The organism is Mesorhizobium sp. M2E.F.Ca.ET.209.01.1.1 (assembly GCF_004010375.2).
Taxonomy (GTDB): Bacteria; Pseudomonadota; Alphaproteobacteria; order Rhizobiales; family Rhizobiaceae; genus Mesorhizobium.
In genome coordinates this window covers 213,903-227,637 of record NZ_SADP02000006.1, presented here as the reverse complement: position 1 = coordinate 227,637, position 13,735 = coordinate 213,903, and the positions used below count along the sequence as shown (strand labels likewise).

At 60.8% G+C, this 13,735-nt stretch carries 11 protein-coding genes; 5 read left to right on the top strand and 6 right to left on the bottom strand.

Features of this window, described 5'->3' with window-relative positions:
- Positions 1-146: 146 nt before the first annotated feature.
- Positions 147-599 (top strand): RidA family protein, encoded by a 453-nt coding sequence (locus EN852_RS14300; protein WP_127227935.1) that lies wholly within the window; start codon positions 147-149, stop codon positions 597-599.
- Here EN852_RS14300 and EN852_RS14295 read toward each other — a convergent pair.
- Together EN852_RS14295 and EN852_RS14290 are read right to left on the bottom strand one after the other, a co-directional pair.
- Positions 592-2,244 (bottom strand): choline dehydrogenase, encoded by a 1,653-nt coding sequence (locus EN852_RS14295; RefSeq protein ID WP_127875721.1) that lies wholly within the window; start codon positions 2,242-2,244, stop codon positions 592-594. The genes EN852_RS14300 and EN852_RS14295 overlap by 8 nt on opposite strands.
- Before the next feature lie 13 nt (positions 2,245-2,257).
- Positions 2,258-3,754 carry an aldehyde dehydrogenase family protein gene (locus tag EN852_RS14290; protein WP_189545928.1) on the bottom strand — a complete coding sequence of 499 codons (1,497 nt, stop codon included), beginning with the start codon at positions 3,752-3,754 and terminating at the stop codon, positions 2,258-2,260.
- Between the two features lie 319 nt (positions 3,755-4,073).
- On the opposite strand from EN852_RS14290, the gene EN852_RS14285 reads away from it, so the two are divergent.
- From EN852_RS14285 to EN852_RS14275, 3 genes are read left to right on the top strand one after another with little or no spacing between them, the layout of a single operon-like run.
- Positions 4,074-6,206, top strand: a complete 2,133-nt coding sequence (locus EN852_RS14285; RefSeq protein WP_127875723.1) for a hydantoinase/oxoprolinase family protein — start codon at positions 4,074-4,076, stop codon at positions 6,204-6,206.
- Complete coding sequence (locus EN852_RS14280; protein ID WP_127875855.1) at positions 6,190-7,833, top strand: hydantoinase B/oxoprolinase family protein; 1,644 nt, start codon at positions 6,190-6,192, stop codon at positions 7,831-7,833. Before EN852_RS14285 ends, EN852_RS14280 begins: the two co-directional genes overlap by 17 nt.
- A 13-nt stretch (positions 7,834-7,846) precedes the next feature.
- Positions 7,847-8,572 (top strand): ribonuclease activity regulator RraA, encoded by a 726-nt coding sequence (locus EN852_RS14275; RefSeq protein ID WP_127875724.1) that lies wholly within the window; start codon positions 7,847-7,849, stop codon positions 8,570-8,572.
- A gap of 78 nt (positions 8,573-8,650) precedes the next feature.
- Here EN852_RS14275 and EN852_RS14270 read toward each other — a convergent pair whose 3' ends face one another.
- Positions 8,651-9,085 carry a helix-turn-helix domain-containing protein gene (locus EN852_RS14270; RefSeq protein ID WP_127875725.1) on the bottom strand — a complete coding sequence of 145 codons (435 nt, stop codon included), beginning with the start codon at positions 9,083-9,085 and terminating at the stop codon, positions 8,651-8,653.
- A gap of 187 nt (positions 9,086-9,272) precedes the next feature.
- On the opposite strand from EN852_RS14270, the gene EN852_RS14265 reads away from it, so the two are divergent.
- Positions 9,273-11,078 (top strand): chloride channel protein, encoded by a 1,806-nt coding sequence (locus EN852_RS14265; RefSeq protein WP_127875726.1) that lies wholly within the window; start codon positions 9,273-9,275, stop codon positions 11,076-11,078.
- Between the two features lie 128 nt (positions 11,079-11,206).
- Here EN852_RS14265 and EN852_RS14260 read toward each other — a convergent pair whose 3' ends face one another.
- The 3 genes from EN852_RS14260 to EN852_RS14250 all read right to left on the bottom strand — a co-directional run bounded on the left by EN852_RS14260 (position 11,207) and on the right by EN852_RS14250 (position 13,735).
- Entirely contained in the window at positions 11,207-11,917 is a 711-nt protein-coding gene (locus EN852_RS14260; protein ID WP_127875727.1) for a cytochrome b561 domain-containing protein, read from the bottom strand.
- Between the two features lie 98 nt (positions 11,918-12,015).
- A complete protein-coding gene (locus EN852_RS14255; RefSeq protein ID WP_127868176.1) occupies positions 12,016-12,900 on the bottom strand; it encodes a carbohydrate ABC transporter permease in 885 nt (294 codons plus the stop codon).
- On the bottom strand, positions 12,890-13,735 hold the full coding sequence (locus tag EN852_RS14250; protein ID WP_246694294.1) for a sugar ABC transporter permease: 846 nt from the start codon (positions 13,733-13,735) through the stop codon (positions 12,890-12,892). The genes EN852_RS14255 and EN852_RS14250 overlap by 11 nt, the downstream gene beginning before the upstream one ends.

Below are 13,735 nucleotides of genomic sequence, written 5' to 3'. Positions count from 1 at the left end.
TGTTTTACAGCAAGCGATTTTTATGACACATGTCCGACATTCTCCGGATAAGTCCAGCAACTCGCCCTCAGTTGCAAATCTTAGCGGTGCTCACGAGAGACGCGGCCGCCAGAAACACCGCGGGGCCCATAGGAGGAAAGACAACAATGACAGGTGCCTTCACCTACAACGGATACGAGATCCCGGCCTACCAACCGCCCGCTTATGGCTACACTTCGGTTCTCGTGCACGACGGCCAGGCCTGGGTCAGCGGTAATGTGCCCAAGACCGGCGATGAGGATCTCCACCCGGGCAAGGTCGGATCGGATGTCACGCTCGAACAGGCAAAGGAAGCGGCTGACCTTGCGATGCGCAACGCGCTTGCCTCTCTCGCGCATGCCGTCGGCGGTCTGGACAATGTCGTCCAGATCCTGAAGATGACAGTATTCGTCGCGTCGGCACCGGGATTCAATCTCCAGCCCCGCGTGGCCGACGCTGCAACCCTTTTGTTGCGTGAGGTGCTGGGCGAACGCGGCAATCACGCGCGCTCCGCGGTTGGCGTTGCCGAACTGCCGCGCAACTCCAGCGTCGAGATCGAGCTTGTCGCTGCCGTCAAGTAGCCGGGTGGGCCGGAAGCTTTTGCTGCACCTCTCGAGCGAGCGTGTGCTGCTGCGGCAACTTGCGCCCTTTCACCGCATCGGCGCCACGCTCGCCGATCATGATCGCTGGCGCATTGGTGTTGCCTGAGACCAGCGTCGGCATGATAGAGGCATCGATCACCCGTAGTCCGTCGATGCCACGGACCTTGAGGTCGGTGTCCACAACAGCCATTTCGTCGGAACCCATCTTGCAGGTCCCTGCAGGATGAAAGTCGGTCTTGCTCCATTCTCGAACATAGGCACGCAAATCCTCCTCGCTCGTTCGTTGCGCGCCAGGCAAGTGTTCGGCCTTGTAGATCTTGGCGAAAGCGGTCTGTGACAGGATTTCACGAGCAATCTTGAACCCGTTGACGGTGTGCGCCCAGTCGCGCTCATGCGTCATGTATTTCGGATCAATGATCGGCTCGGCCGCCGGATCCGCGGACGCCAGCATCACCTCTCCGCGGCTTTCGGGTCGAAGATAGGCGGTGTTGAGGGTCATTCCGTGGCCCTTGACCTGCACGCGGCCATGATCGATGACGTAGGCGGGAAGGAAGTGCATCTGGATGTCGGGCCAATCGGTGTTCCCATCAGTCGATACGAAGCCTCCACCCTCGCAGACATTCGACGTGAGGGGGCCAGTGCCGAAGGCCAGAAATTGCAGCGTGTGCCAAGCCGCCATCAGGCCCTTGTCGTGACCGTTATACGATACCGGTTCCCTGAGGCTGGCACAGCAATAGACGTCCAGATGATCCTGCAAATTCTTGCCGACGCCTGGCAAATCATGAATCGCCCTCACGCCCGCGCGCTTGAGTTCGGCGGCTGGTCCGACGCCTGAAAGCAGCAGGATTTTCGGAGAATTGATTGCGCCCGCGCACAGGATGACCTCGGACCTGGCCTCGATCCGGCTTGTCTGTCCCTTTATTGCGACCTCGATGCCTCTCGCGCGGCCGTTCTCCACGAACACCCGAAGCACGCGGGCCTCGGTTTGCACCGTCAGGTTCTTGCGATTGGCATTGGGGTAGATAAAGGCCTGCGCGGCGCTCGAGCGACGTGCCGCGCGCTGAGTGACCTGATAATAACCGACCCCATGTTGTTGCGCGCCGTTGAAATCGGTGTTGTAGGGGTAGCCAGCCTGTTGCGCCGCGCGGATATAGACCCGCGTCAGGTCGATCGGCGAACGCTGGTCGGACACGCCAAGCGGCCCGCCCTGACCATGGTAATCGTCGAGGTATCGCTCATTGTCCTCGGATTTGCGGAAATAGGGCAACAGATCATCATAGCCCCATCCCTCGTTGCCCAAGTCGCGCCACTGATCGTAGTCGCGACGGTTGCCTCGGATGTAGACCATCGAGTTGACCGATGAGCCGCCGCCCAGAACCTTGCCCTGCGGGAAAAGCATGCGCCTGTTGTTGAGAGCCGGCTGCGGAACCGTTTCCCACTCGTAGCGAAACCTCGGGCCTTGCAGTTTGGCGTAGCCCGCTGGCCAGCGAACCAGAGGACCGTCGTTCTTCCTGCCGAACTCGACAAGAAGCACGCGTGAGCCGGCATCCTCGCTCAGGCGCGAAGCCACGACGCAGCCGGCCGAGCCGCCACCAACAACGATAAAGTCATATTCCTTGTCCATCCTCACCCTCACCTCAGATGGCCTTGCCGATCCAACGCGGCTGATATCCGCCGCTGCGCAATTGGACAGTTTTGATGTCCATGAACTCTTCGCATCCGACGCGGCCAACCTCGCGCCCGATTCCGCTCGCGCCGAGGCCGCCAAACGGAAGTTCAGCGGGTCCGTCGAGATAGGTGTTGACCCAAACGGTTCCGGCCTCCAGCTCCCGTGCAGCCCTCAGCGCCGCGGCTGTGTCGCCCGTCCATATGCCGGCCGACAAACCGTAGTCGGTGCCATTGGCAATGGCGAAGGCCTCTTCTAGCGTCTCGAAAGTCTGGATGGTGCAAACTGGACCGAATATTTCCTCCTGGGCAATCCGCATGCTGGATGCGACCTCGGTGAAAACGGTCGGGTCGATGTAGCGCCCGCCGGCCTCTTCCCGATACGTACCGCCAAGGGCAAGCGTCGCGCCTTCGGCTTTGCCGATCTCGATGTAGCCCAGAATCTTGCGATACTGCGCTTCGCTGATGATTGGACCCATCAGCACGTCGTCGCGCAGCGTGTCGCCGACGGGGATGGACCGTGCGGCCTCGATAAACTTTCGCGTGAAATCCTTGGCGATGCCGTTCTGAAGCAGGATACGACCGCCTTGATTGCACGATTGGCCGGCGTTGAGAAAGGCTCCATGCAGGGCGGCGTCGAGCGCGGCTCCCAGATCGGCATCATTCATGACGATGTGGGCGTTCTTGCCGCCTAGCTCGAGTGAAACCTTCTTCAATACCCGAGCGCCGATTTCCATGGCGTGTTTGCCCACCGCCGTCGATCCGGTGAAGGAGATCATTCGAGCCAGCGGGTGCTTAAGCAAAGCCTCCCCGGTCACCCTGCCGCTGCCGGTCACGATGTTGCACACCCCATCGGGCAGGCCTGCCTGCTTGAGGATAGGACCCAAGAGCAGTGTCGTGGCCGAAGTCAGCTCCGATGGCTTCACGACAGCCGCACAGCCGGCTGCAAGGGCAAACGGCAGCTTCTGGCTGATGATCAAGAACGGAAAGTTCCAGGGCGTCACGATGCCAGCCACGCCGACTGGCGCGCGCAGTGTCAAGGCCAAATAGTCCTTACCCAGGCCGCCAAAACTGTCGCCCGTAAGAGAGCGGGCCTGCGTGGCGGCAAATTCCCACAGCATGGCCGACCGCTCGATCTCAACCCTCGCCTGCTTGTGCGGCTTGCCGCTTTCGGCCATTTCGAACCAGGCCAGTTCATCCACATTTTCGCGAATTAGACTGGCGGTTCGCAGCAACACGTTGGAGCGTTGCTCCCCACTCGATAGGCGCCATCTGGCCTCGAAGGCAGCGTGAGCGCTCACACAGGCCTGATCGACCAAGCCTTCCCCCGCCTCATGCAACAGCGAAACCGGCGTGCCATTGGCCGGGTTGACCGACACACTTTGCGCGCCTTGACTCACCGACCACGCGCCGTCGATCCAGCTTCCAAATTGTCTGACCGCTTTTGGCGGAATAAAACCAGAAGTCATTCCAAATCCCTGCATTCCAGTCTGCGTGCGCCTTGACCTGATCTGTCGAAGCGCGTCGAAAACGCTGCGCAAAGCGGGCAGCAAAATTACATATTTGTCAACTCCCTTTCGCTGGTCAGATAGTCCAAAAATTAGCTGACTGTAAATCGTGGCCGGACATTTAATGGGTTCCAGCTGCTGCCGCGACGGCCAAATCCCTATGGGCCGGCCCCCGACAGGCCCGATCGAAGGCTCTGTGCGTCAGTCTTCGCGCAAGATTGATTGACAACTAATCGAAAAAATTACAAATATGAAAACTTCTGCCGACAATGGAGTGCTGATGGTTTCCCGCGTCAACAGAGCGTCCGCCGACATCGGTGGCACTTTCACCGATATCGTGATCGAGATTGGCGGCGTCCGCACCTCGACCAAAATCCTGACGACCCATCAGGCGCCCGAACGCGCCGTTATCGACGGCGTGCAGGGCCTGCTGGAAACGCAGGGGCTTGGATTCGGTGACCTTGACGTCTTCCTCCACGGCACCACGTTGGCGACGAACGCAATTATCGAACGCCGTGGTGCCAAGACGGCACTGATCACCACGCAAGGCTTCCGCGACACGATCGAAATTGGCTCGGAAAGCCGACATGACCAGTACGACATCTTCATCAAGAAGCCACGGCCGTTGGTGGGCCGCGGCTTGCGGTTCACCATACCAGAGCGGGTCGCCTCCGATGGGAGCGTCCTGCTCGAGCTCGATGACGCACATGTCGTCGCACTTGCGCATTCATTGAAGGAGCAAGACGTTCAGTCGATCGCCATCTCGTTGATCCATGCCTATGCGAATCCATCGCATGAGGTGCGCGTGCGGGAAATCCTGTCGGCCATGCTGCCCGACGTTTATTTTTGTATCTCCTCGGAGACGTGCCCCGAGGTTCGTGAGTACGAGCGCACCTCGACCACGGTTGCTAACGCCTATATCCGTCCAATCATGGCCGGTTATCTTGGCCGGCTCAAAGCTAAGTTGGCGCAAAAGGGGCTCAACGCGCCGATCCTGCTTATGACCTCGGGCGGAGGTCTCACGACCGTCGACCAGGCCGCCGATTACCCGATTCGTTTGGTCGAATCCGGCCCGGCCGGTGGGGCAATCCTTGCAGCCAAGATCGCTAAGGAATGCGATCTTGACGCGATCGTCTCATTCGACATGGGGGGAACGACCGCCAAGATCTGTCTGATCGACCATGGCCAGCCGCTGAAATCGCGCAGCTTCGAGGTGGATCGGACCGAGCGGTTCCTCAAGGGTTCGGGCCTGCCGGTCCGGATACCAGTGATCGAAATGGTCGAGATCGGCGCAGGAGGCGGCTCGATCGCCCAGGTCGACAGCATGGGGCGCCTCACGGTCGGTCCTGAGAGTGCTTCTTCGGAGCCAGGGCCGGCTTGTTACGGAATCGGCGGCCGTCGGCCGACTGTCACCGACGGTGATTTCGTGCTGGGGCGGATCGACACCCGAAAATTCGCTGACGGCCGCATGGTCTTGCGGCGCGACCTGGCAGAGCAAGCGCTATCCAGCGAGGTAGGAGATAAGTTGCGCTTGACGCCCGTCCAGGCCGCCGCCGCGGTCACCGCGATCGTCGAGGAGAACATGTCAAACGCCAGCCGGGTCCATGCCGCCGAGCACGGCAAGGACCTGCGGCGCCGCGCAATGATCGCCTTTGGCGGCGCCGCTCCGATGCACGCAGCGCAACTGGCAAGAAAATTGTCCTTGGTCAATGTGATCGTGCCCAAGGGAGCCGGCGTCGGATCTGCCATCGGCTTTCTGGAGGCCCCTTTGGCCTACGAGGTCGTGCGGAGCCGCCATAGCCGGCTGGACCGCGTCAACAATGCTGCCACTGCCGACCTCATCGCACAGATGAAGCAGGAGGCCAGCGCCGTGGTTGCTCCGGCAGCTGGGGGCCAACCCATCAAGGCGCATGTCTCAGCGTTCCTGCGTTATGTTGGGCAGGGCCACGAACTCGAGGTCGATCTGCCATTCGCGGCAGATGGCGGGATCGACGGCGCGGCTTTAAAGGAGGCATTCGATCGTCGATACAAAGAGGTCTTCGGTCGCTTCCTGCCCAATCACGAGATTGAGGTTCTCACGTGGGCGGTAACCGCATCTGCCGAACAACCTGTCCTCGCGGCGGATGACGCCTCAAATGGCAGCTGTCGCAAGATCGAACCGTCGGGCGAGACCCCCTTCACCGAAATCGATGGCAGCACCGTCCACGCTCCTGTCTATGAGCGCTCCGAGCTTGGCCCGGGCATCATCCTGACTGGGCCGCTCGTCATCACCGAGCGGGAGACCAACACGGTCGTTCCGAGGGACTTTTGTGTCGAATGCAATGCGTTCGGCCATCTGGTCCTGACCAATCTTGCCGCACAAGCGGCCCGACAGTCCGATCGCAAGGGAGCGACAAATGACCGTCAGCCCTGAAATCCAGCAGATTGGCGAGATCGAGTTCCAGATCATGTGGAACCGCCTTATCGCCGTTGTCGAGGAACAGGCCCAGGCCTTACGCCGCACGGCATTCAGCCCGATCGTCCGCGAATCGGGCGACCTTTCTGCCGGCTACTTCCACCCAGACGGCCGCATGATCGCGCAGGCGGTGACAGGCACGCCCGGACATGTCAATACGATGGCCGCCTCGGTGCTGCACTTCCTGAACCGCTATCCCGCAGGCACCATGCGCGAGGGTGATGTCTATGTCACCAACGACCCTTGGATGGGGACGGGCCATCTGCATGACTTCGTCGCGGTAACGCCCGCCTTCCATCGGGGCCATCTGGTTGGACTTTTTGCATCGACTTGTCATTTCATGGACGTCGGAGGCATCGGCTTCGGCCCGGACGGCCGCGATGTCTTCGAGGAGGGTTTTTATGTCCCCCCGCTTGCAATGGTCACGGCGGGCGAGATCGATCAGACCCTGATAAGCCTCGCGCGCTCGAATTCGCGCTACCCGGCTGAACTCGAAGGCGATCTGATGTCCCTCGCCGCCTGCAATCAGATCGGAGTGAGCCGGCTGGCGGACATGTTGGAGGAGTTTCATCTTACCGATCTGACCGCGCTCTGCGACCAGATTGTCAGGCGCTCACGCGACGCAGCCCTGAAGGCGATCTACGCAATTCCGAAAGGCACAGCCGAGGCGGAAATGGTGATCGACGGTTATGACCGGCCGGTCACCTTGAAGGCAACGACCCGGATTGCGGACGATCACATCACGGTGGATTTTACTGGCACATCGGGCCTTTCAGCGCGCGGAATCAACGTGCCGATCAGCTATGCCCAGGCCTATTCGACCTATGCCGTCGCCTGCGCGCTGTTCCCTGAGGTCCCGAACAATTCGGGCTCGCTATCTGTCGTGACGGTCACGGCTCCCGAAGAGACAATCGTCAACGCCCAACGTCCTGCCCCGGTATCGTCGCGACACGTCATCGGCCAGATGCTGCCCGATGTGGTCTATGGCTGTCTTGCGCAACTGGTTCCCGAGAACGTTTTGGCCGAGGGCGCGTCAGCTCTGTGGAACCTCATCCTTGAAGACGCGCATGACGCGTGCCTCACACAAGGCATTGCTGGGACGCGACGCTTCTCGGCGCTGTCGGTTCAGACCGGCGGCACCGGAGCCCGCTCGCGGCTGGATGGGCTCAACGCCACGGCCTTCCCGTCGGGGGTGTCTGGTGTTCCTGTCGAGATCCTCGAGACCCTGACCCCGCTCATTTTCTGGCGCAAGGAATTGCGTGCCGGTTCGGGCGGAGCTGGTAAATTTCGTGGCGGTCTCGGTCAAAGCATCGAGATCGGTCATCGCGAAGGCCATCCGTTCTACATCTACGCAGCCCTCGACCGCATCGAGAACCCCGCACGCGGACGCTTCGGCGGCGAAAACGGTGCTCCGGGGAAAGTCGCGCTGAAGTCAGGCAGATCGCTCAACGGCAAAGGCAAGCAGCTGGTGCCCGAGGGCGACAGGCTTGTCGTCGAAACGCCCGGTGGGGGCGGCTATGGACCTGCCGCCGAGCGCGATGCCGGCAGCATCGCGGCCGACCGCCAAAACGGTCTAACCAAGTGAACTCGAGGAAAGCATGAGCGAACACAACTTATCTGACGAAACGCGAGCGAAGCTGAAGAAGATATCCACCGCATCCATTGCCACGGCACTCTACAAGCGAGGGCTGCGCAACCAATTCATTCAGGGCGTCGTTCCGGTTGCGCCCAAACAGGACAACATGGTCGGCCCGGCATTCACACTGCGCTACATTCCCGCGCGCGAAGATCGCAATCCGATCACCGTTTTCCGGAATCCGGAGCATCCACAGCGCGTTGCGATGGAGACTTGCCCACCCGGCCATGTCCTCGTAATGGACGCGCGCAAGGACGCCAGGGCTGCGACCGCGGGCTCTATTTTGATCACGAGGCTGGCGTTGCGCGGCGCGGCGGGCGTGGTCTCGGATGGGGGCTTCCGCGATGCGGAAGGCATAGGCGCGCTGGACATGCCCGCATACTACGCCAGGCCGTCTGCGCCAACCAACCTGACACATCATGAAGCACTGGACATCAACGTGCCCATTTCGTGCGGGGATGCGCCGATCTTCCCTGGCGACGTCCTTGTCGGGGACAAGGACGGCGTAATGGTGGTCCCGGCTCACCTCGCCGACGAGATTGCTGAGGAATGCACCGGGATGGAAAGCTTCGAGGATTTCGTCCTGGAGGAGGTCCGTGGCGGCGCGTCGATCATAGGGCTCTATCCCTGCACGAAACCAGAAAACCAGGAAAAATATGAGGCCTGGCGCAAAAAGGCGGGACGCTAGACCTAGCCGGCCTCGTCCTCCCGAGGCCGGCCTGGCGGGCTGCGATCCTCCCTTCGCAGCCCGCTACTTCCCCTTGATCTACATCTCTTCCTGGCGCGAGAGCAGACGCCGCAGCATGGGCTCGATGCGCGAAAGCTCGTCCAGATGCGCGGCCGACAATTCGGCCAGGCGATCGTCGGCCAAAGGGGTGAGCTGCAGCAGGACGCGGCGGTGATCGCCCTTGTCGTGATCGCGCATCACCAGGCCTGCCTCGGCAAGGCGGTTCACCAATTCCACCGCGCTGTGGTGGCGAATGCGTAGCCGCTCGGCGAGATCGCCCACAGCCACGGGGCCGCCGCCTGGAAATCCCTTGATCGCCAGCAGCGCCTGGTGCTGGCGGGGCGTCAGGCCGGCCTCGTTGGCCTGAACCTGGCTGAATTCGAGGAAGCGGCGGATCAGGTAACGGAACTGGGACAGCCGCTGGTAGTCGGCTTGGCTGATGGCTGGGCGCGGCTTTTTCGGCGGAGACGTCATTTTCGACTTATGGCTCTTTCCCGTCAAAGCTCAAACTCTTTTCAAAGCTCGGAGCCTGACGCGATCGTTGTCCAAAATGACGCGGACCGATGATCGAAAACGGCCTTGAGCAATTATATCGTATTACGATATGAAGCCGCCGAAAAACGGACGGCCTTCGCGCCGCCAGAAAGCTCGGGCTCCCACAATGAAATCCGCTCACGCCGGCAACGGCCATCTTCGCGACTTCACGACCGACCCTCGCGTGCTCATCATCGCGGCCATTGCCGTGCTGGTGGCGACCGCCGGGCTGTTTGCCGGTATCGTGCTCCTGAAACTCATCCGGCTCGCCACCAACATTGCCTATTTCGGCCAGTTCTCGCTGGCCGAACTGAGGCTCGAGGACACGCCGCTTGGGTTAGCCGCGGTGATCGTTCCGGTGATCGGCGCGCTGATCATCGGCCTGATGGCGCGCTTCGGCAGCGAGAAGATTCGCGGCCATGGCATCCCCGAAGCCATCGAGGCGATCCTGCTGGGGCGCTCGCGGCTCGACGCCAAGGTCGCGGTGCTGAAGCCGCTGTCGTCGGCGATCTCGATCGGCTCGGGCGGCCCGTTCGGCGCAGAGGGCCCGATCATCATGACCGGCGGCGCCATCGGCTCGCTGATCGCGCAGATGCTGCCGGTCAGCGACAATGAGCGCAAGACGCTGCTGGTGGCGGGTGCTGCGGCCGGCATGACGACGGTGTTCGGCACGCCGATCGCCGCCATCATGCTCGCGGTCGAGCTGCTCTTGTTCGAATGGACGCCGCGCAGCTTCATCCCTGTCGCCGTCGCCGCGATCGTCGCGGAAGTCGAGCGCACCCTCCTGCACCTGCCAAGTCCGATCTTTCCGTTCTCAGGCTCGATGGAGGCATCGATCTCTGGGCTGGGCGGCTGGGTGCTGGTCGGCATCGCCGCCGGGCTGCTTTCAGGCCTTTTGACGCAATTGGTCTATGCCTGCGAGGACGCCTTCCAGAAACTGCCGATACACTGGATGTGGTGGCCGATGATCGGCGGCCTTGTGGTCGGCATCGGCGGGCTGGTCGAGCCGCACGCGCTTGGCGTCGGCTACGACAACATCGCCAACATGCTCGACGGCCGCATGGTCGCGACTGCCGCGCTGCTGCTTTTGGTGGTGAAGGCCGTCATCTGGTCGGTTGCGCTGGGATCCGGGACATCGGGCGGCGTGCTGGCGCCGCTGCTCATCATGGGCGGCACGATGGGCGCGGTGCTGTCGGGCATCCTGCCCGAGGCAAGCCCCGGCTTCTGGCCTCTGCTGGCGATGGCGGCGACGATGGGCGGCACCATGCGCGCGCCGCTGACGGCGACCTTCTTCGCCACCGAGCTCACCGGCAACACGCATGTGCTGGTGCCGCTGATCGCGGCCTGCGCGACCGCGCACGCGGTCACCGTGCTATTGATGAAGCGCTCGATCCTGACCGAGAAGGTGGCGCGGCGCGGGCACCATCTCGTGCGCGAATACCGCGTCGATCCGTTCGCCTTAACCAGGGTCAAGGAAGTGATGACGACCAAGGTCGAGAGCGTACCGGCGACGATGACGCTACATGGCGCGGCGACCTTCCTGACCGCGCCGGACACGCGGCATCCGAGCTTTCCGGTGATCGACGAGGCGGGCCATGTGCTCGGCGTGATCGATCCGCCGGCGATCCTGCGCTGGCGTCGTAACGGCAAGCACCGCAACGCGACCCTCGGCGAGCTGCTCGCCGGCAGCAAGATCACGCTCGCTTATCCGGACGAGTATCTAGAGGCGCTTTCGGACAAGCTGCTCAACGCCAACATCTCGCATTTGCCGGTCGTCTCACGCGAGGACGAACGGCTCGTCGGCTATATCGGCTGGAAAGACATGATGCGGGTGAGGTCGAAAAAGCAGGCGGAGGAGCGCGAACGCACCGCCTTGCTCAGCTTTGGCGCGAAGCGTAAGGCGCCAGAAAGCGTCAAGGACAGCGCGGTTTAGAGCAATCCTAGGAAAAGTGGGGCGGTTTTCCGTCCGGAATTGCTTAAACAAGACATAGAGCGGTTCGCCGCTCCGCCGGCCAAAACGCTCCAGAGACGGCCAACGGCCGAGAGTGGGCAGCAGCGTACCTAGTCACCATTCAACTGATCGATGCGAAGCTTGTTGAACGGGTGACGAGCTCCGGTGCCGAAGTTCGACAGATATGTATCGTGGTGGAATCCCTTTGCCTCCAGGACGATCATAGTCACCACCCACATGATAACGGTGAGGCCGAGGCCGACAGCTAGGCTAGAGATCCAGTATTGCGACAGACCTGTCACCACTGCGCCCAACGCCAGGGCCACCGTGAAGTACCCGACAATCTTATGGTAGGCCTCAAACCATCGGCGTTGTGGGCTCATATCATAATGGTCGCCCCGACCGACGGTCGCGGTCATGGCGCTCTGGGTGGATGCATCGGGGCCGCCATGGGTCCCGCGAAGGCGCGCGCTCACAAGCTGGAGGATGCCGAGGACTACGGTTGCAATGCCAAATACTGCGTGGATCGTGGCACTCAAGCCTCCGTTCGCCAGCAAGGCGATCGCCCCTCCACAAAGGCTGCAGAAGCCAAGCAAGGAAAGTCCCAGGCGATGAACGGTGAACCAATAGAGCTTGCTACCAAGTTTAGGACTTCCCTTCGGTATGCCTTCGCGAGAGGGCGGCGGCTTGCCGTACCGGGTGAGAAGAACAATGCCGGGCACCAGAACGATCCAGATCGTGAACATCAGCCAGGCGTGATATTCCCAATGCGCCTGAAGTGCGAAGCCAAATGGCAATTGCAAAGTGGTAGGAGCGTCCATGTGTTGCTCATCCGTCTGGCGCGCAGATCCATTGTGCCACCTGGGCGCCATTGCTGACGCGCCAGGAGCCAGGATACCAATAAACTGGCCGGCTCTCCCTACCCCTTCACGGATCCGGCCATCAGCCCGCGAAGGAAGTACTTCCCAGCGAGAACGTAGATGGCAATCGTGGGCAGCGCGGTCAGTACGACTGCCGCCATGTCCACGTTGTAGCGCTTCACGCCGGTGGTCGTGTTGACAATATTGTTTAGAGCTACGGTGACCGGAACGTTGTCGCCGGATGTAAATGTTGTGCCGAAGAGGAAGTCATTCCAGATATTAGTGAACTGCCAGATCACCGCGACGACGATACAAGGGATTGAAATGGGCAGGATGACCCTAAAGAAGGTTTGGTAAAAACCCGCGCCATCTACCTTTGCGGCCTTGACCAATTCGGCAGGCAAAGAGACGAAATAATTCCTGAAGAACAGCGTTGTGAAAGGGATCCCATATACCACGTGAACCAATATGAGGCCGGGCATAGTGTTCGCCAGGCCGACCGTGCCGAGCGAACGAGCCATTGGAATGAGGATGATCTGGAATGGAATGAATACGCCAAAAAGGAGCAGGGCAAATATAACGTTGGAGCCGCGAAATTTCCAATGCGTGAGCGCAAAACCGTTTATGGCTCCGATTGCAGTTGACAGACCTACAGCGGGGACGATCAGGATCATTGAATTGAGAAAGAAGCCCTTCAAACCTGAACATTGAAGACCAATGCAAGCGTCGGACCAGGCTTGCTGCCAAGCTTCCAGGGTTGGCGCCTTCGGCAGCGAGAGCAAAGAGCCGTTGCGTATCTCGTCGATATTCTTGAGAGACGTAAATACCACGACCACGAGCGGCAGCAGATAGACGGCCGCGATGAACATCAGGCAGCAATAGATGAATACGCGCCTGAGATGATAGCGCCCTCCCCTTTCGAGAACGATGCCGTCATGTGTCATCGCGTTGTTTCCTCACGTCGGAATAAAGGTATGGTGCCACGACTGCGGTGACTGTCATGAAAATCATCATGGCACTGGCGGCGCCCACTGCCATCTGGTCTCGACCAAACGTCTGCATGTACATGAATGTCGCAGGAAGATGTGTGCTGTTTCCAGGGCCCCCGGCGGTTAGAGCGACCACCAAGTCGAAGCTTTTAACTGCCTGCTGCGTCAGGATGACGAACACAGTCAAGAAGGCTGGCCCAAGCTGCGGTATGATGATGCGCCGATAGATTTGAAAGCTGCCGGCCCCGTCAAGCCTCGCGGCCTTGGTGATATCCTCGTCGATTCCCCGCAGCGCCGCCAAGAACAGGGCCATGACGAATCCGGACGACTGCCACACGCCTGCGATGACGAGCGTGTAGATCGCAAACCGGGGGTCCACCAACCAGTCGAACCGGAAGCTATCCCAGCCCCATAGCCGCACCATTCGCTCGATGCCGAGGCCTGGATTGAGGATCCACTTCCAGGCTGTTCCCGTCACGATGAACGACAGTGCCATCGGGTAGAGGTATATCGTTCGAAAGAAGCCCTCGGCGCGGATCTTCTGATCGACCAGGATCGCCAGTGCCATCCCGATGACCGATGCAATCGCAATGAACAGGATCGCGAAAATGAAGATATTGTCGACCGCGATACGCCATATTGGATTGCTCCAGAGGCGCCAGTACTGATCGAGGCCGACAAATTCGTAGGATGGGAGCATCTTCGATGCTGTGAACGACACTACCCCCGTCCACACCATGAAGCCGTAGACCGCCAGAAGGATGATAGCGACCGATGGAGCCAACGCCAG